This window comes from Thermococcus marinus (assembly GCF_055389025.1).
The window spans coordinates 1,732,916-1,755,260 of record NZ_AP042417.1 but is presented as its reverse complement, the minus strand read 5'-3'; the positions used below and the strand labels follow the sequence as shown (position 1 = coordinate 1,755,260).

General features: G+C 55.4%; 28 protein-coding genes. 13 read left to right on the top strand and 15 right to left on the bottom strand.

What is annotated here, in order from left to right; all coding sequences use genetic code 11:
* Nucleotides 1-36 precede the first annotated feature (36 nt).
* Nucleotides 37-882, top strand: coding sequence for a tRNA(Phe) (4-demethylwyosine(37)-C(7)) aminocarboxypropyltransferase Taw2 (gene taw2 / locus ACZ5ER_RS09695; RefSeq protein ID WP_464934322.1), 846 nt, complete (start codon nt 37-39; stop codon nt 880-882).
* Nucleotides 883-912: 30 nt separating this feature from the next.
* On the opposite strand, the gene ACZ5ER_RS09690 is transcribed toward taw2, so the two are convergent.
* The 3 genes from ACZ5ER_RS09690 to ACZ5ER_RS09680 all read right to left on the bottom strand — a co-directional run bounded on the left by ACZ5ER_RS09690 (nt 913) and on the right by ACZ5ER_RS09680 (nt 4,177).
* Nucleotides 913-1,095, bottom strand: coding sequence for a hypothetical protein (locus ACZ5ER_RS09690; RefSeq protein WP_464935238.1), 183 nt, complete (start codon nt 1,093-1,095; stop codon nt 913-915).
* Nucleotides 1,096-1,128: 33 nt separating this feature from the next.
* Complete coding sequence (locus ACZ5ER_RS09685) at nt 1,129-3,030, bottom strand: aldehyde ferredoxin oxidoreductase family protein (RefSeq protein ID WP_464934321.1); 1,902 nt, start codon at nt 3,028-3,030, stop codon at nt 1,129-1,131.
* Nucleotides 3,031-3,331: 301 nt separating this feature from the next.
* Complete coding sequence (locus ACZ5ER_RS09680) at nt 3,332-4,177, bottom strand: M55 family metallopeptidase (RefSeq protein ID WP_050003721.1); 846 nt, start codon at nt 4,175-4,177, stop codon at nt 3,332-3,334.
* Nucleotides 4,178-4,336: 159 nt separating this feature from the next.
* Between ACZ5ER_RS09680 and ACZ5ER_RS09675 the strand changes: the two genes are divergently transcribed.
* The gene (locus ACZ5ER_RS09675; RefSeq protein ID WP_050003720.1) at nt 4,337-4,570 is read left to right on the top strand and encodes a hypothetical protein; all 234 of its coding nucleotides are present in this window, start codon (nt 4,337-4,339) and stop codon (nt 4,568-4,570) included.
* Between the two features lie 85 nt (nt 4,571-4,655).
* Here the strand turns inward: ACZ5ER_RS09675 and ACZ5ER_RS09670 are convergent, their stop codons facing one another.
* Genes ACZ5ER_RS09670 through ACZ5ER_RS09655 form a run of 4 tightly spaced genes read right to left on the bottom strand, consistent with a single transcriptional unit; the run spans nt 4,656 to nt 6,510 of the window.
* A complete protein-coding gene (locus tag ACZ5ER_RS09670) occupies nt 4,656-5,414 on the bottom strand; it encodes a phosphoglycerol geranylgeranyltransferase (RefSeq protein ID WP_050003719.1) in 759 nt (252 codons plus the stop codon).
* Between the two features lie 2 nt (nt 5,415-5,416).
* The gene (locus tag ACZ5ER_RS09665) at nt 5,417-5,902 is read right to left on the bottom strand and encodes a PIN domain-containing protein (protein ID WP_050003718.1); all 486 of its coding nucleotides are present in this window, start codon (nt 5,900-5,902) and stop codon (nt 5,417-5,419) included.
* Nucleotides 5,868-6,071, bottom strand: a complete 204-nt coding sequence (locus tag ACZ5ER_RS09660; RefSeq protein ID WP_050003717.1) for an antitoxin family protein — start codon at nt 6,069-6,071, stop codon at nt 5,868-5,870. Before ACZ5ER_RS09660 ends, ACZ5ER_RS09665 begins: the two co-directional genes overlap by 35 nt.
* 1 nt (nt 6,072) lies before the next feature.
* Complete coding sequence (locus ACZ5ER_RS09655) at nt 6,073-6,510, bottom strand: GIY-YIG nuclease family protein (RefSeq protein ID WP_464934320.1); 438 nt, start codon at nt 6,508-6,510, stop codon at nt 6,073-6,075.
* Nucleotides 6,511-6,571: 61 nt separating this feature from the next.
* Here ACZ5ER_RS09655 and ACZ5ER_RS09650 point away from each other — a divergent pair, with 61 nt between their 5' ends.
* Nucleotides 6,572-6,970 carry a DUF2095 family protein gene (locus ACZ5ER_RS09650; RefSeq protein ID WP_464935192.1) on the top strand — a complete coding sequence of 133 codons (399 nt, stop codon included), beginning with the start codon at nt 6,572-6,574 and terminating at the stop codon, nt 6,968-6,970.
* 1 nt (nt 6,971) lies between these two features.
* Nucleotides 6,972-7,580, top strand: coding sequence for a tRNA (pseudouridine(54)-N(1))-methyltransferase TrmY (trmY, locus tag ACZ5ER_RS09645; protein WP_464934319.1), 609 nt, complete (start codon nt 6,972-6,974; stop codon nt 7,578-7,580).
* On the opposite strand, the gene ACZ5ER_RS09640 is transcribed toward trmY, so the two are convergent.
* A complete protein-coding gene (locus ACZ5ER_RS09640) occupies nt 7,564-8,016 on the bottom strand; it encodes a single- stranded DNA-binding family protein (RefSeq protein ID WP_050003982.1) in 453 nt (150 codons plus the stop codon). The two genes, trmY and ACZ5ER_RS09640, sit on opposite strands and share 17 nt — an antisense overlap.
* A gap of 51 nt (nt 8,017-8,067) precedes the next feature.
* On the opposite strand from ACZ5ER_RS09640, the gene ACZ5ER_RS09635 reads away from it, so the two are divergent.
* On the top strand, nt 8,068-8,739 hold the full coding sequence (locus ACZ5ER_RS09635; protein WP_050003713.1) for an adenylate kinase: 672 nt from the start codon (nt 8,068-8,070) through the stop codon (nt 8,737-8,739).
* Here ACZ5ER_RS09635 and ACZ5ER_RS09630 read toward each other — a convergent pair.
* Nucleotides 8,711-9,451, bottom strand: coding sequence for a hypothetical protein (locus tag ACZ5ER_RS09630; protein WP_464934318.1), 741 nt, complete (start codon nt 9,449-9,451; stop codon nt 8,711-8,713). The two genes, ACZ5ER_RS09635 and ACZ5ER_RS09630, sit on opposite strands and share 29 nt — an antisense overlap.
* A 114-nt stretch (nt 9,452-9,565) precedes the next feature.
* Between ACZ5ER_RS09630 and ACZ5ER_RS09625 the strand changes: the two genes are divergently transcribed.
* A complete protein-coding gene (locus tag ACZ5ER_RS09625; RefSeq protein WP_464934317.1) occupies nt 9,566-9,829 on the top strand; it encodes a hypothetical protein in 264 nt (87 codons plus the stop codon).
* The gene (locus tag ACZ5ER_RS09620; protein ID WP_464934316.1) at nt 9,826-10,230 is read left to right on the top strand and encodes a ParB/RepB/Spo0J family partition protein; all 405 of its coding nucleotides are present in this window, start codon (nt 9,826-9,828) and stop codon (nt 10,228-10,230) included. The genes ACZ5ER_RS09625 and ACZ5ER_RS09620 overlap by 4 nt, the downstream gene beginning before the upstream one ends.
* Here the strand turns inward: ACZ5ER_RS09620 and ACZ5ER_RS09615 are convergent.
* Nucleotides 10,227-13,271: a peptide transporter gene (locus ACZ5ER_RS09615; protein ID WP_464934315.1), complete on the bottom strand. Its 3,045-nt coding sequence runs from the start codon at nt 13,269-13,271 to the stop codon at nt 10,227-10,229. The genes ACZ5ER_RS09620 and ACZ5ER_RS09615 overlap by 4 nt on opposite strands.
* Nucleotides 13,272-13,281: 10 nt before the next feature.
* Nucleotides 13,282-15,093 (bottom strand): glutamine--fructose-6-phosphate transaminase (isomerizing), encoded by a 1,812-nt coding sequence (glmS, locus tag ACZ5ER_RS09610; protein ID WP_464934314.1) that lies wholly within the window; start codon nt 15,091-15,093, stop codon nt 13,282-13,284.
* A 112-nt stretch (nt 15,094-15,205) separates the two neighbouring features.
* Here glmS and ACZ5ER_RS09605 point away from each other — a divergent pair, with 112 nt between their 5' ends.
* A complete protein-coding gene (locus ACZ5ER_RS09605) occupies nt 15,206-15,400 on the top strand; it encodes a PCNA-inhibitor (RefSeq protein WP_050003709.1) in 195 nt (64 codons plus the stop codon).
* Here ACZ5ER_RS09605 and ACZ5ER_RS09600 read toward each other — a convergent pair.
* Nucleotides 15,395-16,546, bottom strand: coding sequence for a methyltransferase (locus ACZ5ER_RS09600; RefSeq protein WP_464934313.1), 1,152 nt, complete (start codon nt 16,544-16,546; stop codon nt 15,395-15,397). The two genes, ACZ5ER_RS09605 and ACZ5ER_RS09600, sit on opposite strands and share 6 nt — an antisense overlap.
* A gap of 61 nt (nt 16,547-16,607) precedes the next feature.
* Here ACZ5ER_RS09600 and ACZ5ER_RS09595 point away from each other — a divergent pair, with 61 nt between their 5' ends.
* Both ACZ5ER_RS09595 and ACZ5ER_RS09590 read left to right on the top strand, forming a co-directional pair.
* Nucleotides 16,608-17,072 carry a hypothetical protein gene (locus tag ACZ5ER_RS09595; protein WP_464934312.1) on the top strand — a complete coding sequence of 155 codons (465 nt, stop codon included), beginning with the start codon at nt 16,608-16,610 and terminating at the stop codon, nt 17,070-17,072.
* 14 nt (nt 17,073-17,086) lie between these two features.
* The gene (locus ACZ5ER_RS09590) at nt 17,087-18,022 is read left to right on the top strand and encodes a hypothetical protein (RefSeq protein ID WP_464934311.1); all 936 of its coding nucleotides are present in this window, start codon (nt 17,087-17,089) and stop codon (nt 18,020-18,022) included.
* On the opposite strand, the gene rnhB is transcribed toward ACZ5ER_RS09590, so the two are convergent.
* The 3 genes from rnhB to ACZ5ER_RS09575 are packed head-to-tail and all read right to left on the bottom strand — an operon-like array spanning nt 17,994 to nt 20,312.
* The gene (gene rnhB / locus ACZ5ER_RS09585; protein ID WP_081947243.1) at nt 17,994-18,692 is read right to left on the bottom strand and encodes a ribonuclease HII; all 699 of its coding nucleotides are present in this window, start codon (nt 18,690-18,692) and stop codon (nt 17,994-17,996) included. The genes ACZ5ER_RS09590 and rnhB overlap by 29 nt on opposite strands.
* 4 nt (nt 18,693-18,696) lie before the next feature.
* The gene (locus ACZ5ER_RS09580; protein ID WP_050003707.1) at nt 18,697-19,518 is read right to left on the bottom strand and encodes a metal ABC transporter permease; all 822 of its coding nucleotides are present in this window, start codon (nt 19,516-19,518) and stop codon (nt 18,697-18,699) included.
* A complete protein-coding gene (locus tag ACZ5ER_RS09575) occupies nt 19,515-20,312 on the bottom strand; it encodes a metal ABC transporter ATP-binding protein (RefSeq protein ID WP_050003706.1) in 798 nt (265 codons plus the stop codon). The genes ACZ5ER_RS09580 and ACZ5ER_RS09575 overlap by 4 nt, the downstream gene beginning before the upstream one ends.
* A 178-nt stretch (nt 20,313-20,490) precedes the next feature.
* On the opposite strand from ACZ5ER_RS09575, the gene eif1A reads away from it, so the two are divergent.
* From eif1A to ACZ5ER_RS09560, 3 genes are read left to right on the top strand one after another with little or no spacing between them, the layout of a single operon-like run.
* Nucleotides 20,491-20,841 carry a translation initiation factor eIF-1A gene (gene eif1A, locus ACZ5ER_RS09570; protein WP_050003705.1) on the top strand — a complete coding sequence of 117 codons (351 nt, stop codon included), beginning with the start codon at nt 20,491-20,493 and terminating at the stop codon, nt 20,839-20,841.
* A 17-nt stretch (nt 20,842-20,858) separates the two neighbouring features.
* On the top strand, nt 20,859-21,635 hold the full coding sequence (locus ACZ5ER_RS09565; protein WP_464934310.1) for a serine protein kinase RIO: 777 nt from the start codon (nt 20,859-20,861) through the stop codon (nt 21,633-21,635).
* A 4-nt stretch (nt 21,636-21,639) separates the two neighbouring features.
* The gene (locus ACZ5ER_RS09560) at nt 21,640-22,344 is read left to right on the top strand and encodes a KH domain-containing protein (protein ID WP_050003703.1); all 705 of its coding nucleotides are present in this window, start codon (nt 21,640-21,642) and stop codon (nt 22,342-22,344) included.
* Nucleotide 22,345: the final 1 nt, after the last annotated feature.

Sequence of the window (22,345 nt, the reverse complement as noted above, 5' to 3'; positions counted from 1 at the left end):
AAAGCTTTCTTATCGCTTTTTGACGAAGGGAGAAATATGCGCGCAAGGAGAACCCAGGTCATAAAGCCCCGCATACGGGAGATACTCTCGAAGGAGCTTCCGGCCGGGCTGGTTAATTTGCTCCCCAAGCACTGGGTCCAGATTGGCGACGTCCTGATTCTGCCCCTCCGGCCGGAGCTTGAGCCCTACAAACACAGGATAGCCGAGGTTTACGCGGAAGTTTTAGGCGTTAAAACCGTCCTCAGGAAGGGCCACATACACGGCGAAACCAGGAAGCCGGACTACGAGGTTCTCTACGGCGGGGACACCGTTACCGTTCACGTTGAGAACGGCGTCAAATACAAGCTTGACGTGGCGAAGGTCATGTTCTCACCGGCCAACGTCAAGGAGCGCGTCAGAATGGCGGAGGTGGCAAGACCGGGCGAGCTGGTCGTTGACATGTTCGCGGGAATAGGCCATCTAAGCCTCCCTATGGCCGTCCACAAGGGGGCGAGGGTCATAGCGATTGAAAAGGACCCCTACACATTCCGCTTTTTGGTGGAAAGCATCTGGCTGAACAACGTCCAGGACCTGATGACGCCCTACAACATCGACAACCGCAACTTTCCCGCTGAAAACATAGCCGACAGGGTTTTGATGGGCTACGTCGTCAGGACTGCTGAGTTCATACCGAAGGCCTTAAGCATAGCGAAGGACGAGGCGATTATCCATTACCACAACACCGTTCCCGAGAGGTTGATGCCCGATGAGCCCTTTGCGACCTTCAGGAGGATAGCGAGAGAATATGGCTACGAGGCCGAGAAGCTTAACGAGCTGATTATCAAGCGCTACGCCCCCGGCGTCTGGCACGTGGTCGTTGACGTTAGGGTGTTTAAGCGGTGAATAATTCCCATTAGTATAACCACGGTTATACTACTCTTTTCCTCCCTGTTCTTCCTGCGTCCCCCATAACGGCTCCCAGTCGTCGCAGACGAAGTTCATGTGGACGGTCTTCATGTGCTTCCTGCACATTCCGTAGGTCAGGAAGTAGGAGTCAATCGGCCCGAACCAGCGACAGTTCTTGCAGGCCTTGAGCTTCTCGTCCATTTCCTTCACCTGGGAGAATAAGAGGGGAGGGGATAAAAACCTTCAGATTCCCGCTCCAATGTCGTCCGCGATGTCCGGCAGGTCGAGGGCCATGAGCTTGGCCTTGGTCGGGATTCCGTCCCTGCTCCATCCGCGAGCCTGGTAGTACTCGTCAAGCATCCTGTCGAGCTCCCATGGCGGGACGTGGAGGCCCTTGCTCGGGCCCTCAGGAATCGGCTCCCACATAATCCTGTACGGGAGCGTGTCGTCCTTCCTGGTGAAGCCCTCGCGGACGTTGAAGGCGCGAGCGATGTTCATTATCCTCTCGCCGATGACCATCAGCTCGGCCTCGCCGATGTTCATGCCTGTGACAGCCTCGACGAGCTCGGGGAAGCCCTCAAGGAAGTACATGTGCCTTGAGAACTTGCACGTTCCCGTTGCATCGTAGATTGCCATGAGGTTCTCGTGGAAGGCAATCTCGAATCCCTTGTTCTCGCCCTTGGTCCTGTCAACGCCCTCGAACTTCCACCACTTGCCAACGAGCTCGGTTCCGTAGGCACCGCTCGTGAGGTGGTCGGCACCGCGGACGCTGACCGCGAAGGCGAGCGCCATTCCCTTGATTCCCCTGACGTCATACGCTGGAGGCTCCATACCCTTGACGTGCACGGCGAACTTCTCGCTTCCCCTGCCTAGGCGCTCACTTGCCCTCTTGACACCATCTGCCAAGAGCTTTCCGAGGTTGCCCTCGCGGTAGGCCATCTTCCTGAGGGCCTCCACAGCGGCCTCGCCGTTTCCAAAGGTCAGCTCGAGGCCGTCCGCTTCCTCCTTGGTGAGAATGCCCCTCTCGTAGGCCTCCATGGCCCATGCGATTGTGACGCCGGCTGAAATCGAATCGAGACCAAGCTGGTCGGCGAGGTAGTTGAGATACGCGACGGTCTCGAAGTCGTCGAGCTCAAGGACTCCGCCGAAGGAGTAGAGGGTCTCGTACTCGGGGCCGTCCACCATGAAGGTGCCCCACTTCTCGCTCTCGACTTTGACGTACTGGCTGCACGGCTTGTTACAGAGCGGGCACGGCCTCCTGCCGGCGCGGTACTTCGGTGCCCAGAAGTACGGGTCAAGGCCTATGTGCTCCCTGCCCTCCTCCTTGGCCTTCTCGTAGGCCTTCTTGAAGAAGCCCATCTGCCAGTTCCTGGTCGGGAAGGTTCCCCTCTCCCTGTTCATCCAGTCGAGGAACTCACCGCTTCCGTACTCCATGTCCGCCTTGGTCGCGGGGTGGTCCTTGAAGACGAGCGCCCACTTCTTGATGAGCTCGCGGAGCTTCTCAGGCTCGGCAATCGGTACCTTCTTGGTTCCCTTGACGAGGATTCCCTTGAGCTTCTTGCTTCCGAGAACTGCACCAGGGCCACCGCGAGCGGCCTGCCTCTCGTCGGTGTCTATGATTGAGATGAGGCTGAGGTTCTCTCCAGCGGGGCCAATGAAAGCGGTGGCGAAGCCCGGATACTCCTCCTTAGCCTTCTTCCTTGCCTCGCCGGTGGTGAGGCCCCAGTACTCCTTGGCCGGGACGAGCTTAACGTCATCGTCTTCAATCACGAGAAGAACGGGCTCCTCGCTCTTGCCCTCGATAATGAGGACGTCGTAGCCGGCCTTCTTAAGCTCCTCACCCATCTTCGCTCCTGCCATCGCTCTGCCGTAACCGCCGGTGAGCGGGCTCTTGAAGTTGAACGCTGTCTTTGAGCCGGTTCCGATTCCCGTGGCAACGAAGAGACCAGGGGTTATAATCATCTTGTTCTCAGGTCCGAGGGGGTCTACCTTTGCGGGAACCTCGTCGTAGAGAAGTCTCGTTCCAAATCCAACGCCGCCGAGGTACTTCCTCGGGAACTCCTCCGGGAGAGGCTCGACCTTAATCTCTCCTGTCGTCAGGTTGACCCTCAGAATCTTTCCCCAATAGCCACCCTTGGCTTCCATCAATATCACCTCGAAGAATTTTCGGCTCGGAGGATATAAGGTCTTCGAAAAAGGATATAGTTGACGAGATAAGGATAGTTAAGCCCATTTGTTAACTTGAATGAACTTTCACATACATTGGGATTAAGCTCTGTCAGCGGAGGTCTAATTTGGGCCGGCTGTCTGAAGTATGACATCGCGCTCTCCAGAAGAGGGTGAAGGATGTGCCCCCGGGGAGCGAAGGGGAATCACGGCTCGCCGAGGCGCTCATCCCCCGCGGTTTCCCGGGGGCACTCTTAATTTCGAGGGCGGGCTTAAATCGTTAGCGGTTCACTATCGAGGTGACGCCCGCGGCCGCGAACACGAGGACCTCAAAGGTCTTGTAGGCCTCTTCGACGCTCTTTGCTTCAAAGCGGACGGTCTTTCCGTCGAGCCTCTCGACGAAGGGCAACAGCCCGGCGACTTCCGCGTGGGCGCTGTTGAGGAAGCGGAGCTTGACCTCGACCGGCGTTTTGGTCTTCAGCGGCTTAACCTCTCCGCGCTCGAGGCGCCTGAATGCCTCAATGGTTCCCTCGCGGAGAAGCTTCTTTATTCCCTCCATTCCAGGGCTCACTGCCGAATACCTGCCGAAGCTCTCCTTTATCGGGACGCCAACGGCCCACGGGAGGTGGTTCTTAACGTCGGTCTCTATCAACGCTTTGTCCCCGGCGACCATGGCAACGGGGACGCCCCACTCTCCGAGCAGGTATGCGTTGAGGATTGTCTCGCTGACCTCGACCCCGTTCACCTCAAGCCTGTCAACGGTGGCCCCGCTGTAGGTGTGGTCGAAGGTCGCGCCTGCGGTTCCGGCTTTGGTGTGGTACCCGAGGAACATCGCGAAGTCCGCGCCCTTTCCTCCGGCGACCATGCTTAGGGGCCTCGGGAAGCCCCTTACCAGCCGGACGTATCCGGGCATTTCCTCCACGATGATGTTCACCATCGGCCCGTGGCTGTCTGCTACGACGATCTCATCAACACCAAGCTCGTCGTGGAGTGTGCTCGCGACGGCCATCACAACTTCCGTCGCTATCTTCCTGGCCTCCGCATAGAGGGCGCCCTTCACGAAGAGGTGCTCCCTGCTGACGACGTGTGGGAGCCCCTCAAGGTCGAGGGAGATAAACGCTCTCATAGGTACCACCAGAGAATAATGGAAACGTTATGATAAAAACTTTACCGAAGGCTTGCCGTTTTCGATAACTGTCGGGAATATTTTTGGCGAAGAACGATAATTCTCGCTCATGAAAAAGGTTTTATAGGACTTTTTTCTAATAATAAAACGGTGATGAATATGCAAATCCTTGAAGTGGACCTCAAAATCCCCTACCGTGAAAGGGGGAACATTTTAGGCCGTCTTCTATCCAAGGTGTCGGGCAGGATTAGGGACATACACTTCCACCCGCCCGACGCGAGGGGTATGTCCGAGATCAAGATGGAGCTTGTGGGGGGCATAGACCTCGCTCAGGAGCTTAAGAAGCTTGTAAAAGAAGGAAAGATATCCTTCAAGGTGCTCTCCGAGGCCTGACGTTTCTCTTTTCAAGCCTCGTCCTTTATGGAAGTAAGTCGGCTTTTCTTATTGTGTCCTGTGAGATGAAAGTGGAAGAAAACGATTATCCCTTAACCCCTGAGTTCAGCTCCTCCAGCTTCTCCTTCGCTTTCTCAATTGAACCGGCTTTCTCTATTGCTGTTCCGGTGACGATGATGTCCGCTCCGGCCTCGACGGCCTGCCTTGCCTGCTCCTTCGTCCTTATTCCACCGCCAACGATGAGTGGGACGTCTATAACGCGCTTAACGAGGGCAATCATCTCGGGCGGAACGGGCTGCGGTGCCCCACTACCCGCTTCAAGGTAAACGAGGCGCATGCCAAGGTACTGGCCGGCTAAGGCGTACGCGGCGGCGATCTTCGGCTTGTGCCTCGGTATCGGCTTCGCATCGCCGACCCAGCCGACGGTCTCTCCGGGCTCGATGATGAGGTACGCCATCGGAATAGGCTCTATGCCGTAGCGCTTGACCGTAAAGGCCCCCAATGCCTGAGAGCCAGTTATGAAGAATGGGTTTCTTGAGTTGAGGAGGCTCATGAAGAATATCGCGTCCGCGTACTTGCTTATCCCGCCGTGCGAGCCTGGGAAGAGGATAACCGGCAGGCCTGAGGACTCCTTTATTGCTTTAACAACTCCGTCGAGCACTTCACCTTCTGCCCCAGTCGAGCCGCCGACCATTATTGCATCAACGCCAATTTCTTCGCTCATCTCGGCTATTTTACCGGCTGTCCCCGGCGGGACGTCGTCGGGGTCGAGGAGGACGAAGTGGAGCTTCTCATTTTTCAGCTTCTCGTGAATGTAGCGCTCAACCTTACCTATTTCGAGCATCTTTATCCCTCCAAAAATTCTTTAATCGTGTCGTCGTCAGTTGATTCTTCAATTAAGAGGCAGGGGACACCCAAATTCTTTGAATGTGTGCAGAGTGCTTTGTCGCGGGTTATCAGGCGGTAGCCTCTCGCAAGGGCAAGGGCCAGAAAATATGTATCGAATCCAGAAGGTGCGACGATGGAGGCTGTTTCCTTGGCAGTTTCATAGATTTTATCCTCTGAGACCACTTCAAACGACGTTTCAACGGCGTTTCCAAGCCTAACAGCCAGGGTTATGTCTCCTGTTATCCTTTTCACAACACTTATAACTTCAACGACGGCTACTCTGGGGACTGCAACGTTTTTTTCCTTTAACAGGCCGAGCACTAGTCTGCATTTCTTGAGAAGGGCTTCTCTGCTTTTAACTTGGGGATAGTCCTTTCCATAAAAGAAGGCCCCCACTATGACGTTGGTGTCAATAACGAACCCTTTTCCTCCCCCTGACATCATCAAGCACTTCCTCGACGTTTGCCTCGACGGGGATTCCCTCAATCTCTTCAAGCAGGTCCCATATCGTCTCGCCCACGATGACCCTAACTTTTGCCCCCTTGGGGAGGTTAACCTTCTTTAGGGGTCTGAACGTCTTGCCGTCGTAGACGGCCTCGATGACAGTTCCCATACTACCACCGTATTTCCGTTATTTCTTCATCGCTTTTAACGGTTTTCCAGTCCAGGCCCATTTCCTTAAGGATTCCCTCTAGAGTCCCGTCCGGCTCGTCATCAAAGCGGTAGAGGTTCGTGCCAACCTTAACGTCCCCGGCCCCAAAGCCTGGAACGGGCTCGCCGAAGCGGGAAACTTCCAGCGAGAGCTTCTCCTCAAGCTTGACCTCGCTGGGAATCAGGTACGCCCTCAGAAGCCCCGCCTCCTTTAGGAGGTAGTCTATGTGCCAGTGAAGCTTTTTCTCCTTCCGGAAATGCCTCGCGACGCGCTTTTCGAGGGAGTTCATGGCCGAACCAACGTAAACGTAGTAACCGGGCCTGAGCTCGAAGGCTCTTCCCTTTGTCCGTATCACCTTCTCCCTATCGAGCCTGATTATGAGGAAGTAGGAACCCTTCATATCCGCCCCTCCCACTGAGAGTTTATAAACCCACGGTCCGACCTGGGGTTAGGTGCGGGGTATGGTTAAAGAGAAGGAGAGAAAGGAAAAGAGAAGGGCCGTTGATGATTTCGCCTGGCAGGAGTACGACAGGGAGGAGTTTGAGAAGAAGTTCCCGGCCCTTGCAAGGGAGCTTGAAGAGGGGGGAATCCCGATAGACGCGTTCAGGACCGACGAGGAAGAGGGAGAGGAGCTCGCCGAGCCAATGGACTTCTCGGGCTATGAGCCTACGGTGATAGACTTCCTCAGGCGGTGCGAGACCGACGAAGAGGCTCTAGAGATAATCAACTGGATGGAGAGCAGGGGAGAGATAACACCCGAAATAGCGAGAGAGCTCAGGATAACGCTCACCAAGAAGGGCGTGAGGGCCTTCGGGCCGAAGAAGGAGTGGGGCTGGTACGAGAGGCACGGGAGGCGGTGAGTTGAGAACCTTCATAATCAAGGCCAACCGAGCCAAGACGAGCCCCGACTTCAAGCTGAGCGATTTACCTGGCACGAGCGGAAGGATAGACGTCCTCTGCAGGTTTCTCAACTCGGCCTTTTTGCTCTCCCACGGCCTCCGGAAAAATGTCCGCGTCTGGCTCCTCCTCTACGGCCCGCCGAACCCACCGAAGGCCATGCGCTTCGAGGGGCCCCAGCTTAAAGTTCGCCTCAACCCGGACGAGAGGAGCACGGCGAAGCTCATAATGAAGGCCCTCAAGGCCGGTGAGGGACTGAAAGAGCCTGGGAAGGAGGTTGAGGTTTACCCTGGCCTCTACGTGAGCAACAGGACTTTTGAAGACGTCATCAGGCTGACGCTCAAGAACTCAAGGCTCTACTACCTCCACGAGGAGGGAAAGCCGATAGAGAAGGCCTCCTTCGGGAGCAACGTCGCCTTCGTCCTCGGCGACCACGAGGGACTGAGCCGGGAGGACGAGACATTCTTAGCGGGAATAGCGGAAAAGGTGAGCGTCGGGAAAAAGAGCTATCTCGCCTCGCACGTCGTCGCCTACGTCAACATCTTCCTTGACTCGCTCACTCCTCCGCCCTGAGCTTCAGGGAAGTGTGCTCCTGCTTCAGCTCCTCAATCCTCTCGATTAGCTCGTCCGTGAGCTTCTTGAGGTTGAGGGCAACCTCTTCGATGGCCTTGATCTTCTCCTCCAGTTCCCTCTCGCGCTCCTCCACTTCCTCCATCGCCTTCGCGAGCCTCTCTTCTTCACCCTTCCTGTAGACCTCAATCCTGAGAGAGTCATAGTCCCAGACGATGGAGCCGTCCTTGATTCGGAAATCGACGGTAATCCTCACAACGTCCTCCTTCGAGACGTTGAGCCTCTGAAACTCCTCGAAAATCCTCTGGTTGAGCTCGGCCGAGGCGCGGATAATCTCCTTTGGCTCGACTTTCTTCCTAGCCAGGGCGAATAGAACGCGCCTTACCTTGTGCGCGTACCCGCTTGCCCGGACGTAACCGGTGCTCAGCTTCACGGCCATCACCAAAAGTTTATTCAACTCGTGTGCATAAATGTTTAATGGTGGTGCGCGGTGAACATTCTGATTTTCGGCCCTCCCGGAAGCGGAAAGAGCACGCACTCCCGCAGGATAGTGGAGCGCTACGGCCTGACCTACATATCCTCTGGCGACCTTATTAGAAAGGAGATAGAGCGGGGAACTCCGATTGGGAAGGAAATGGAGGCTTACCTGAGCCGGGGTGAGCTCATTCCAGACACGATCATCAACACCCTTATAATCTCCCGGCTGAGGCGTCAGAGGGAGAACTTCATCCTCGACGGCTATCCAAGGACTCCGGAGCAGGTCTTGGCCCTTGAGAGCTACCTATACGACCACGGGATAAGGCTTGACCTGGCCCTTGAGATTTTCATAGACCTTGAAACCAGCGTCGAGAGGATAAGCGGAAGGAGAATCTGTCCGAACTGTGGCGCAGTTTACCACGTCAAATACAACCCACCCAAGAAGCCTGGGGTCTGTGACGTCTGCGGCTCGGAGCTGATTCAGAGGCGGGACGACAGGCGCGAAGTCGTTGAGAAGAGGTACCGGATTTACACAAAAAACATGGAGCCGATAATAAAGTTCTACAGAAACAAGGGGATTTACGTCAGGGTTGATGGTGACGGGGGCGTCGAGGAAGTTTGGAAGAGGATTCAGCCGCTGCTGGACTACATAAGGGCTAGAGAGACTTACCTAAGGCCTCCATGAGCTTCTTCAGGTCTTCGTTCTTAGTAAGCTCCTCTATCTCCTTCTCTATGCTCTTTGCACGTTTCATAACCTGGGCAATGTTCTTGTCGCTTGGGTCAAGAACCTTGACCTGTATATTGAGCCTCTCTGGGAGCAGTGCCTTTGCGTAGCTCCTGGCCTTGGTCTCGACGGAGCTTTTGAGGCTGTCCTTCTCAGCTTTTTCTATCTGCTCCGCAAGTTTGAGGACTATGGAGACGGTCTCCGGGGAAATTAGGTCATCAGTCGTCACAGTGATTGACGTCAGGGGCACGTTCCATTCCTTCAGGGTTATCATAAGCCCCCTGCCGAGGCGCCGCAGGGCGTCTTCCATCTCCTGGGGCCCGCTCACTACTAGCCGGGCATCTTCTCGTTTCTCTCTTCTTGGCACGTCTTCGGTTATCGTTACAGATTCAAGAACAAACCTGAACCCATAGAGCTTTCCAAACGATGAATTGGCCTCTTGGATACGTTTCTCAAGTATTCCCTGGACAATAGTCTCAGTGTCAACCACGCTGCTGAGGCTGTACCTGACAACATCGACATCAAAGGTTAGGAAGAGAACTCTTTTTCCTTCCCTGACCTTAGCTCTAATCCTCCTAACACTTGCGCCTAAAGTATCAACTGCCTCAACAATCTCCGATACAAAGAGCTTGTGTATGAGTGGGTAGTATTCCTGGGGTTCAACTTCCAGCACTTTTCATCATCGTTGGGTAATTACGTGGTAATTGCTTTAAGGGTTTCTGTTTAATTCTCCCACATGCCGTCGCAAAGGTGTTTCACGTCCGCTCTTCCCATTGGGGTGTGGTCAATGGCCGTCGTGGGGCTCTATCTCTTTCCCTGGGTGGAAGCCGTCTTTATCGGGACTGCCTGCCGCTATGCGCGCTTTTACACCCCAAACGAGCTGGAAGCTCTCCTGAAGAACGCGGGCTTCGAAGAGGTGGAGAGCGCTGGTGTAATACTCTTCCCCTCGTTCTGGCCGTTTATCGGCCTTGCGGAGAAGGCTGACAGGAAGTGCTACAAAAGATGCAAAAACATAGCCGCGTTTATCGCCGTTAGGGGTGTGAAAGGGTGAGCGAGATAAGCCTCATCACACGGGAAGGGGCATTCAAACGTGCCGAACGGATAAGGAGGGAATACGAAGCAATCTACGGCATTGGGTTTGACCTTGAGCGGGCCTTTGTCTCCCTTGAGAATCTCGTCCCCACCCAGGTGGAGCTCAGCGAGGGAAAGCTCCTCTTGGTTCTCCAGGAGATAAAGCACGGGTATGACGCCCCGATAATCGTGATACCGCACGGTGGGAGGTATTACATCATAGACGGCCACCACAGGGCCTTTGCCCTGAAGAAGCTCGGCTTCGACCGGGTTGAGGCGATTATCCTCAAACCACGCTCGGAGTTCGTTCCAGGCATCGTCAAAACAGCGGAAAAAGAAGGGCTAAAAAGGCTGGAGGATATGAAAATAGTGAGGGATTAACCCTCCCAAATTACATACTCCTTCTGTGTGATGAAAATCGGCTCTATCCTCTTTCCGACGATGATGACCTTGTCTTTGCCGTACTTCTTGTGGAGCTCCTGGATGTACTTGCCGAAGACGTTTTCGGGCATGCTGGCCTGAGCGACTATCGTGTTGTTGCCCTCCTTGACACTCAGCTCCTTGACCGGAACGTAGGTTATGATGTCCTGGTGGGGCTCGAGGTAGAAGTCGTCCTTCTCTATGTCCTTGCCGTTGGGGGCAACGTAGTAGACTATGCTCGCCCTGAGGGTAAGCTTCACGCTGTCGTAGTCCTTTCTGAACGCGGCCTTGAGCTCAAGCTGGCCGCTCTGGCCCTCGCCGAGTATGTAGCTCGGGTTGGCTACCTTCCCGTTGACCTTCGGTGCCCCGTTGAGCACTCCAACTGGGCCCTCCTGGATGAGGACGAGGCGGTAGCCGGTGGCGTTGGGTATCGTGAGGGTCACCTCAACGGGGGTCTCGTTCAGGTAGTCCATGCTGAGGCCCTCTGCGAGAACCTCTCTCTTTATGAGCTCGGTTCCGTTGTATGCCTCAAAGACGAGCTTTGCGTCCTTTATGTCCCTTCCGAAGGCCGAAATCCAGAGCCTCAGCTTCTGCTCCCCTGGCTGGAGCTTTCCGCCGCCGAGGGTGGTGTAAACGGTCTTCCAGGTGTCGTTCTCGTACCTGTCTATCCTGTAAACTGCGAACGGCCTGAACTCGTAGGTCGAAACGCCGCCGTTGCTATACACCGGCTTGAAGTTGGCGAACAGCTTCTGGGACTCCCAGGGGTCCGGGGAGTACGGAACGTGGAAAGCCAGCTGAACGAAGTTGCTGAAGGCTATCTTCTGGTACGCCAGCAGTCCGTAGTTGCCGAAGATGTAGAGGACGTAAGGTATGTCCCCCCTGCCGCCTATTACCTGCCCCGTGGTGAGGTCAATGGTCGCCAGCGGCTGGTACGCGCTGTTTCCTGATGCTATGTAAACGGCAAGCCTGCCGCTTTCGTTGGCGTACTGAATCTGCTGTGTTGATATGGCCTGGAACATCGGAATGTGCGTCTGCTCGTAGTGGTTGATGGCGCCGCCGAGGTAGCTTATGGCGTTGAACTTTCCTATGTCCTGCTGCCAGGTTATCATGTAGTTGAGGCCCCACGCCTCAAAGTCCTGCTCGCTCTCGTTTCCGTAGTGCGAGAAGAAGTCCGCAACAATGTAGCGCCTGTCGTATGCGTGGCCGCCGTCGGTGGCGGAGCGCCTGTGGCTGAGCAGGCTGGATTCAATCCAGTACCCGTAGTCCCACCAGCTGGTTGCGCTGTCGAGCGGGTGGCTGTTCTCCCTGAGCCAGCTGAGCGTGTTCACCCAGTCAGCCGGAACGGAGCCCTGGCTCCTTGCGTAGCTTTTGGCTATATCATTCATGTGCTGGGCACCTATAACCGGAACAGGCAGGAATAGGAGGATGAGGAGCGCCGCGTAGAGGGCCTTGGTGCCGAGGCTCTCCTTCATGTTCTCGACGAACAGGAAGGCCTCTCCAACCGGGACGCCAGCCAGGAGGAGTATGGCTCCAGAGGCCTGGAACACGAACCTGACCGCCATGAAGAGCAGGTATATAGAGCCGGCGTAGTAGCTGACGAGGAAAATTTCTTTCTCTGTTGGTTTACCCTTAGCTAGTTGTATTGTAAGTCTCAATAGTACAATGCCAAATCCACTTACTGAAATCAAGAATAACAGCCCGTCTTGAGGCTTTACGTTTGGGTACTCCTTGAAATAATACACGTAAGTTAATATGACTCCAAGTGTTATCCCTGCTGATATTCCTTGTGTCACGGGGGAGTTGTTTTCTTTTAATTGTTCTATGAGCTGTATTAATAAAATTACCAAACCAAAAAGTGCTATAGCACCTACTACAATTCCCTTTTGAATTCCAATGCTATAATAGCTGATTATTGTCCCCCAATCAGTCCTTGCGAGCTCGGCAACGGTCTGGTAGAGCGGGTTTGACTGGGTGGCGCCGCCGAGGAAGTTGAAGAGCTCCCTGCCAAAGTACGCGTAGAACGCCAGGAAGCCGAGAACCGCTATGGCCACTACCGTCCCAAAGCGGTGCTTTTTGTCGGAGTAGTTGAGGCCAAGCCTCTCACCGTAGAGCATCACTGCAACGAGCGCACTTAGCGCCATAAGGCTCTCGAAGGCGAAGATAAGGAAGCTCTTAATCCCGATAAACCCGATGCCGGAGAGCCATATACCGAGAACAAGCGAAAGTCCGTAGAGCGGGAAGAAGTCCTGGGTGAATTTCTTCAGCTGTGGAATCATGCCGAACGTGAAGAAGACGACCACAGTAAGGCCCGCGAAGAGCAGGAGTATTCCGACACCGAACTGGCTTCCGGTCCAGACTGCCATGTAGAGGACGCTGGTCGCGAGGAAGAGCACTCCTGAGAGCACCTTCTTCCAGTTCCACTCCTTCTCGTCGAGGTATATCATAAGGAATAGCACCGCGTATAGGAAGAACATCATGAACGGCCCTTCTCCACGGTTGTTGCCGGAGTAGGTCTTGCTGAAGCTGGCGTAGGAGAACATCATGAAGGCGGCTGCCCATACGCCGGCCCAGTTGGAGTGGAGCTTCCTCCCGAGGAGGTAGACAGCTATGACTGTCATCGCACCGACGAAGGGCGGCCAGAGCTTGAAGGCCCCGAGCTGGTCGTATCCGAACGCCGAGACGACTTTGTAAAAGAACGCCTGTACGGTATAGAGGCCGAGGTAGCCGCTGGCCTTAATTCCTGTGGGCGGATTGGCATATGCGAAATACTTGGGAATCCACTCATTGATGGCTATCTTGTACATCTCATAGTGGAAAAAAGTGTCGGGGTCGAGGAAGGTCTTGTAGTTGGACGTCACGTTCCTCAGTTTAAAGCCCAGATACGCGAGCAGGAGGGCTATCAGGGGGAGTCCATAGGCCTTGAACTTCTGGTAGTACGCTGAGAGGGAAGAGCTGTTCCCCCTTCCATTCTCCTGCCTCTTTTTAGCCTCAGTCTTCACCATTCCAATCACCTCATTCAACTGTAACGGACTTCGCAAGGTTCCTCGGCTTGTCGGGGTCGTTGCCCCTCAGCACGGCAAGGTGGTACGCGAGGAGCTGGAGCGGGACGACGTAGGGGATTGGACTTAAAACCTCGTCAACATCGGGCATCCTGATGAACGTGTCCGATACCTCACGCAGCTTTTCAGAGGAGCCGATGGATATTACGTAGGCCCCCCTAGCCTTCGCCTCCTCGATGTTGCTCACCATCTTGTCGAAGGTCTTCCCGTTCGGTGCTATCGCTACGACCGGGACGCCGTCCTCAATCAAGGCTAAAGGCCCGTGCTTGAGCTCCCCTGCGCTCAGCCCTTCCGCGTGGATGTAGCTTATCTCCTTGAGCTTCAGGGCACCTTCTAACGCCGTCGGAAGGCCTATGCCCCTGCCTATGTAGAAGAAGTCCTCTCTGTCCTTAAGGCTCTCTGCAAGCTCCCTGAGCGGTTCGCTGAGGTTTAAGATGCTGCCCTCAACGAGGTCTGGAACCTCCCTTAGGGACTCTTCGAGCCCCTTCAAGTACTCCTCGTCGGCGGTTCCGAGAACCCTCGCCAGCTCGATGGCGAGCATCGTCAGAACCGCGAGCTGGGTCGTGTAGGTCTTGGTCGCCGCCACACCGATTTCGGGCCCCGCGTGGGTGTAGAGCGTTAAATCGGCTATTCTAGTCGCCATGCTCCCGACTACGTTGACGATGGCTAAGACCTTGGCCCCCTTCTTCTTCGCGAGCTTCATCGCCGCGAGCGTGTCGGCAGTTTCACCGCTCTGGGTTATCGCTATGACGAGGGAGTCCTCATCAACGAGGTCTTCGAACTCGTAGCGGAACTCACTGGCGTCCTCGACGAACGGGACTTTCTTGGCAAGCCTCTGGAGGAGGTACTTTCCGACGAGGCCCGCATGGTATGAAGTCCCCATGGCGACGATGAATATTTTGTCGTAGTTCGCTATTTCCCTAGCCACGTCCCGGATTATCTCGGCGTTCCCGTGGATTGCGTCCCTCAGAACCCTCGGCTGTTCGAATATCTCTTTGAGCATAAAGTGCGGGAAGCCGCCCTTCTCCGCCATCTCAAGCGTCCACTCTACGGTCTGGACTTCCTTCTCCACCTCTTCGCCTGTCTCAAGCTTCTTAACCACCCAGGAGTCCTTCGTAACGATGGCATATTCCATGTCATCGAGGAAAACGACCCTGTTGGTGTACTCAAGGAAAGCCGGGACGTCGCTCGCCCCGAAGTTCTCGCCCTCCCCGATTCCGAGAACGAGGGGGCTCTCGTTTCTGACGAAGTAAATCCTATCCGGCTCCTCGGTGTAGATTACGCCGAGGGCAAATGAGCCTTTGAGCCTGAGAAGGGCCTTCCTAAGGGCTTCCTCAAAGCTCCCGCTCGATTTAAGCTCCTCCTCTATCAGGTGGGCTATGACCTCGGTGTCCGTGTCGCTCTCAAAGGCGTGGCCCTTTTCAAGCAGCTCCTTCTTTAGCTCCGCAAAGTTCTCAATTATACCGTTGTGGACGAGGGCTATCTTCCCGGTGCAGTCCTTCTGGGGATGAGCGTTAATATCGTTCGGGACGCCGTGGGTGGCCCAGCGGGTGTGTCCGAGGCCGCGCTTTCCGGGCATGTCGAGCAGGTTGAGCCTCTCAACGACTTCATCAATCTTTCCGGCACCTTTTTTGATATACAGCTTTCCGTCCTCTTCGGTTACAACGCCGACGGAATCGTAACCGCGGTATTCGAGCCTTTTCAGGCCCCTGACGATTACTTCACAGGCCTTCCTGTCGCCGATGTAGCCGATGATTCCGCACATGACACTCACCTCTTACTCTCTCCCACGATAATCCTCCGAACGTTAAAAGTTTTCCTGAAGCGGGCGGGGAAAAGCCTTTATACAAGGGCCTCAACCTTTGATGGGTGGGCTGATGAACAGGAAGCTCGACGAGTTTCTGGGGAACGTGGAGCCGAAGACGAAGCGGGAGGAAAAACCTAAGACAAAGAAAAAACGCCTGAAATCAACGAGTCTTGAAGCGTTTCTCCCTGAAGAGCACGTCAATTATTTCAAGCAGCTTAGAATCGGCTCCAAGAAGATTAGGAACGCGAAGATAGAGGAGCTATAGCGCCTCCGCTATAATTGCTTTGTCGCCCACCTTGAAGACGAATGCCCTTCTTTCGCCCTTCAGGTTTGCCTCTATTCTCTTCCTGATCCTCCAGTACTCCTCGTTCGGGACGCTTATCTTGAGCGTCGCCCTTCCAAAGCCCTCCCTCCTCAAGAGGTCGTTAATCCTAACCGGGTGGAAGGGCAGGACTGTGACAACTGCGTACGTCCTCTTGAGGTAGGGGCTCTTGATTGGCTCATCACCGGTGGCTAAAACGCGCCTCTTCTCCCTGAGGAGCATCTTGGCGTTCTCGCCGAGCTTGTGGAGAAGCTCGTTCAGCAGGTCGGCGTAGTCCACAGCCTGCGGGATTTCGTAGAGGTACTGTCCGGGCTCAGTTGTCCATTCGACGATGTTCTCAAGGTCGGGGTCGCTTTCAAGCCTGACGCCTGCGGGCAGGATTACCGCACTCCTCCCCGCCCTTGCCAGCGGTTCGGTGTAGAACGTCAGCCTGTTGAGGTGGCCGTAAAGGTCAATGTACTCAAACTCGCCCTTCCAGGGAACCCTCTCGCGCCTCATCTGTGGGGGTAAGTCGAAGATGAACGAGTCGGTCTTCGGGCTGTAGGCCTGGTATATCTCAAGCGGGCTCGGGAGCAGGTCTTCGAGCCTCCTCTCTGGCATCTCTGGGGGTCTAGCCGGGTCCGAGAAGATTACCTCGGCGCCCACTCTCTCAACGGTCTCGGGCGCGAGCGAGTCGGCGTTGATGAACTCGATGTTTTCGACACCGTAGCGCTCGGCGTTCCTTTTGGCGAACTCTATCTTGAGCGGGTCTACATCTATTCCGTAGGCATTCTCGACTTTCATCGCGTAGAAAATCAGCTGGATTCCGACTCCACAGGAGACGTCTGCGAGGCTTTTGACGCCGAACTCTTTCAGGCGCTCGGCGCGGTATTTGGCAACTATTTCGTGGGTGGCATAGCGGAGGCCTTCGAGGTCCATCCACAGGTCGTCGCGCGAGAACTTGTCCCTGGCCCTAATCCTGGCCCTCGCTATCTCCGCTATGAGTTCCCAGTCCTTACCGAGCCTCGCTCTAAGTTTTTTCTCGTCGAAGCCCCGTTTTATGAGCTCCACTGCCTCCCTGACTTTCTCTTCAGTGATTCCCTCGAGCATGTTTTCGCTTAAGGGGGAGACGCTTAAAAACGTTGCCCGCTTAGTTTGGACGGTGTTAATAATGGACTGGAAGAGGGCCGTCTTTGCTCTAATCGTCGTCCTCACCATGGCCGGAACAGTCTGGTTCACTTATCACTTCGCTTCTCAGGAGAGCCTAAACGACTACATCGGCGACGAGGTCTGGTACGTGCCCGCGAGCAGGAACGTCCTCCACCGCCTTGGGGTTCAGGTGGCCTACGAGCACAACGGCACCTACGGGGTGAACGTGATATTTGCAAACGAAAGCTCTAAAATAAAGTACCTCAGCACGGCCGATGCAGTGGCCACTTTCAGCGGTGTTAAGTTCAGGCTTCAGTACCACAACTTCCCCGGGGTCTACTACGAGATTCCTGCGGACAAATACGAGGACTTCCTTGAAAGGCTCTCCGGACGGTTACCGGGGGGAGCTATTACGTCGTCCCCGGATTCAGGTATCCCGACAAGGAGGACATCCAGAACTACCTCAACACGGAGCACCCCTTCCTAGGAAAGGACATCATAATGCTGGGCATGGTTCTCCTCGGGGACAGGCCAATCAGCTGGCGCCTTCCGGGCATAATCGAGTTCGCCCTCATAGAGCTCCTCGTAGTTCTCGCCGCATACAGGATAAGCAAAAGCTACCTCGCTTCGCTCATAGCGCTTGTCTTCGTCGCTGCCGACCCGACTCTCCAGGCAACCGCTGTAACTGCCATGCTCGACATCCACGTCGCTTTCTTCGTCGCGCTATTCGTTTTCGCCCTCGCGTACGGAAGCAACCTCGGCTCCTCTGTGGCGCTGGGTCTTGCGGGGGCAACAAAGCTGAGTGGTGCCTTTGGCTGGCCTGTTCTTCTCATCAAGGCCCTCAAAGAGGAGAACTCTTTCGTCCGGTTCTTTTCGACCGTTGTCATAGTGCCGGGAATAGCGTTCCTCCTGCCCGAGCTCCCGATAATAATGGCGATAGGCTTCGTCCCGTGGGTGAGGGAGTTCCTGGGGAGCTTCCAGTGGCACCTCAGCTATAAGGGCTCGAACCCGCACACCTCACCGTTTTGGGAGTGGTTTATCAACTACCGCCCCTTCCCGTTCCACTTCGACCCAAACGTCTTCGCGGAGACGAACCCAGTCCTGCTCATCAGCATGGTAGTCCTCATCCTCGCAGTGCCCTGGCTTTACAAGAGGAAGCCGGGAATCCTCGCGCCCTTCATGGTATTCTGGAGCACAATAGGGTTTTTTGCCCTTCAGTATGTCTTAGGGGGCAAGACTCAGTTCAGCTTCTACGCGACGGTTCTCGTTCCGCCCGCGTCAGTGGTCATGGGTGTAGCCTTAAACGAGCTCCTCAGGCGGGAAGCCTTCAAAAGCTCCCTCACTTTCTACTGGGAGAAGATGAGGGGGCTAAAAGAGTGGGCTCTTGAAAAGGCTGTACGGAGAAAAGCTAACCCCTCAGAAAGTCCTCAAGACTGAGCTGGCCCCTCTTTGACTTTTTGGCTTCCATCTCTGCCTTCAGCTTTTCCTCAATCTTCTTCAGGGTCTTCCAGCCCCTTCTCACAATCGGGGGAAACTCTCCGTGCTCGCGGTAGTAGCCTTCAAGGAAAGCCCTCGTCCGGGGGTCGCTCGGATAGCCGCTCCCTATCTCGCCGTACTCCTCTTTCAGCCTCTCGATTTCCCTGTCCCTGGTAACCTTCGCCACGATTGAAGCCGCTGAGACGACCGGGAACAGGGCGTCGGCGCGGTGTTTTGCCACAATCTCAGCCCCAAAGTTCAGCCTCGCCTCCAGCTCATTCCCAAAGCGCTCCTCATCAACGTCAGCCGCGTCCGCGTAGACGACATCGGGCCTGACCTTGAGGGAGTTCAGCGCCCTCGCAAAGTTCTCGACCTCGAACTCGTTGAGGGTCCCCTCGCGGGAGCTTATCTCCTCGGGCGAGAGCACTAGGATAACGTGGTCGTCGGCCATGCCGAGTATTTCGTTAAAGAGCTTCTCGCGCCTCTTGGGGGTCAGCTTTTTGGAGTCCTTGACGCCGAGCTTTTCCAGCTCTTCAGCCTTCTCCTCGTCAATGACTACGGCCGTTATGACCATGGGGCCTATCACTGGTCCCCTGCCGGCCTCGTCTATGCCCGCTATCTTTCTCCCCACTGGCTCACCTCCTGAATAGGATTGCCCCGTAGATTGCGCCGAGGATTATCGTCGCTATGCCGCTCGGCGGGATTGCGGTGAAGTATGCCAAGACTACTGACGAGAGCTGAACCGCCAGGGTAAGCAGAAGACTTACGGCGAGAACCTTTCTGAGGTCGGAGCTTACCATCAGTGCTATCGCGCCGGGCAGGACGGCGATGACCTGGAGGGTTATCAGGCCGACGGTTTGGACTATCAGGGCTCCCATCGCCCCCACAATGACGTAGAGAATCATCAGGTACGCCCTCACGTTCCCACCGTGGCTTTCCATTCCCTCGGGGTCAAAGCTGAGGTAGAGGAAATCGCGGTAGAGGACGAGAAGGACGAAGAAAATCAGCGCGCCCCCGAGAACCAGCACGGTCAAGTCCTGGAGCGTTATCAGGAAAATGTCTCCGGTGAGGTACGAGACTATGTTCTCGCTCAGCGGGAAATATGGCCTGCTCGCCATGACCTTGTAGAGGATTCCAAAGCCGAGAACGGTAAGTCCGGCGACGAAGCTCGCCACTATTCCGACGGCAGAGTCCGGTGTAAAGCCGAGCTTTTCGAGCTGGGCTATTGTGAGGACAATCGCGGTCGTTACGGCGAGCGCAACGAGGGTAACGAGGGCGTAGCTGTTGAAGATGAGCGCGAGGATCATTCCAAGGACTGCACCAAGGAGGAGCGCGTGGAAGAGGGCGTGGGTGAGGAAGGCCAGCCCCTTGGCGTTTATCAGCGGGCTCAGGAGGCCCAGCAGGACGCTGACCATTATGCTCGCCAGGAGGGCCCTGATTATAAACTCCGGGATCACTGCCTATCCCCCCTTCTCCCCATGTGGATGTGGAAGTCGCCGGTTATGCAGTAGAGCTTTCCGTTTACCGGTATCACTTTCGCCAGCGGGCCGTAGACGGACTTAATGACGCCGTCGTTGAGGACTTCCTCTGGACTGCCGAAGGCGATGAGGCGCCTGTTAATCAGCATTACGAGGTCACCTATCTCAAGGAGAGGGTTTATGTCGTGGGTGGTTATTATCATCGTGACGTTCTTCTCGGACTTTATCTTGCTGAGCACGTTGGTGACCTCGGCCCTTGCACTCGGGTCAAGGGCAGACAGCGGTTCGTCGAGGAGGAGCAGTTTAGGGTCGCTCATAAGGGCCCTCGCAAGGAGAACCCTCTGCTTCTGCCCGCCGGAGAGCTCCCTGAAAAGTCTATCCTTAACGTGGTCGAGACCAACGAAGACCAGGACTTCTTCTGCCTTCTGAATTATTTCCGCAGGAATCTTGAAGTGGACGAAGCCCCTCCTGTAAAGCCCGCCCATAGCGACCACTTCAAGTGCCGTAAGGGGCACTCTCTCGTTCAGGGAACTGCTCTGGGGGACGTAGCCGATGAGGTGCCTCGCGTCGCACGGGGGTTTCCCGAAGACCAGGAGTTTGCCCTCGTATTCCCTGTGAAAGCACGCTATCGTCTTGAGGAGGGTCGTCTTTCCTGCCCCGTTTGGCCCGAGGAGGAGAAGGGTTTTACCCTCATCTAGGCTGAACGTAACGTCTTTCAACGCGGGACTTCCCTCATAGAATATCGTGAGGTTCTGGGCTTCCACGGCTTTCATCTCTCTACCCACCCACCACTAATTTCAGTTCGTTTTTAAACTTTAATGTTCCTGTGGTGGACAGGTCTGGGTAATCTCGTTGCAAAAATTTTAAAAGTTTGGGGCCAAAGGCCACCTGGAGAATTTTTGCAGGGGTAAGCTTATAAGGGCTCAGGCAAAGCGGTTGGGGGTGATGATCATGGCGTACAAAAAGAAGGACAGGCAGGTTGAGGGTGAGGAAGTTATTCGTGTTCCTCTCCCAGACAGGAGCAAGGGACAGCTGTTTGGTGTCATAGAGCAGGCCCTTGGCGCTGGATGGATGGACGTCCGCTGCGAGGACGGAAAGATAAGGAGATGCAGGATTCCGGGCAAGCTCAAGAGGAGGATGTGGATGCGCGTCGGAGATGTCGTTATAGTCCAGCCCTGGCCGGTGCAGACCGACGAGCGCGGCGACATCGTCTACCGCTACACAAGGACTCAGGTGGACTGGCTCCTCAGGAAGGGCAAGATAAGCCAGGACTTCCTCACCGGTGGGGAGCTGTTGTTCTGATTTCAAAGTGATGGGAAATGCGCGAGGAGTTCCTTGAGAGGGAAGTCGAGGAGATACTCGGCCTCAGGGACAGGCGAGAGAAGGACAGCGAGCTCTACAAGATAGCCAACGAAGTCTTCGACAGGACTACCAAGGAGACTTTAGCATACCTCCACAGGCGTGGCAAGATAGAGGAGCTCTACGGCGTCATAAGTACCGGCAAAGAGGCCAACGTCTTCGCTGGCGTCGATGCGGAAGGCAACAGGATAGCCGTCAAGATTTACAGGACGTATACCACAGAGTTCAGGCGCATCTGGGAGTACCTGGCCGCTGACCCGCGCATCGGCTACCTGCCGAAGGATATGCGGAAGCTCGTCTTCGTCTGGACGAGGAGGGAGTTTAAGAACCTCCAGAGGGCGATAAAGTACGCAGTCCGCGTTCCCGAGCCAATAATCTTCCGCAACAACGTCCTCGTAATGGAGTTCGTTGGAGATGACGCCCCGGCCCCCCGCCTGAAGGACGTTGAGAAGGGCCTTGAAAAGAGCGACTTCGAGGAGCTCTACAGCTATTTAATCGGCGTCATTGAGAGGCTCTGGAAGCGCGGCGATATGGTTCACGGCGATTTAAGCGAGTACAATGTCCTTCTCTGGGACAGACCAGTCGTGATAGACTGGTCGCAGGCCACTGTAAGGAGAAACAGGATGAGCGTCGAGCTTTTAAAGCGCGATTTGAGGAACATCACGGGCTATTTCGCGAGAAAGGGCGTTGATGTTGAGGACTACGAGGTAAAGCTCCGCGAGCTCCTTGAGGGGTGAGAGCATGGACGAGTTTGAGAAGTTGCTGAAAAAGTATGAGCGCGTTGATAAGGATGGGGAACCCATTAAAGAACCTGAATTTGGCGAGATTGATTACATGGCAGAGGGTGAGCAGGAAGAGTTTGTTAGGATTCCTAAGGAGAGGATTGCCGTCCTCATAGGTAAGAAGGGTAAGACGAAGAGGGAGATAGAGAGGAGAACCGGAACGAAGATAGAGGTTGATAGCGAGACCGGAGAGGTATTCATCACGTCCACCAAGAAGACCAAAGACCCCCTTGCCGTCTGGAAGGCGAGGGACGTGGTTTTGGCCATAGGCAGAGGTTTCTCCCCCGAGAGGGCCTTCAGGCTCTTCAACGAGGGTGAAATCCTCGAGGTTGTAAACCTCACGGATATCGTCGTCGGAAACGAGAAGAACGCCCTGCCCAGGGTAAGGGGTAGAATCATCGGGCGGAAGGGAAGGACGAGGGAGATTATTGAGGAGATGAGTGGCGCCGATGTGAGTGTTTACGGAAAGACCGTCGCGATTATCGGCAACCCAATTCAGGTCGAGGTGGCCAGAACGGCTGTAGAGAAGCTCGCAAGGGGCTCGCCCCACGGTGTCGTTTACCGCTACCTCGAAAGGCGCAAGAAGGATTTGGAGCTCGAAAGCTCCGCCTACTACGAGGCCCTTGAGGGCGGGCCCGAGTCTGAGGATTGGGAGGAGGAATGAC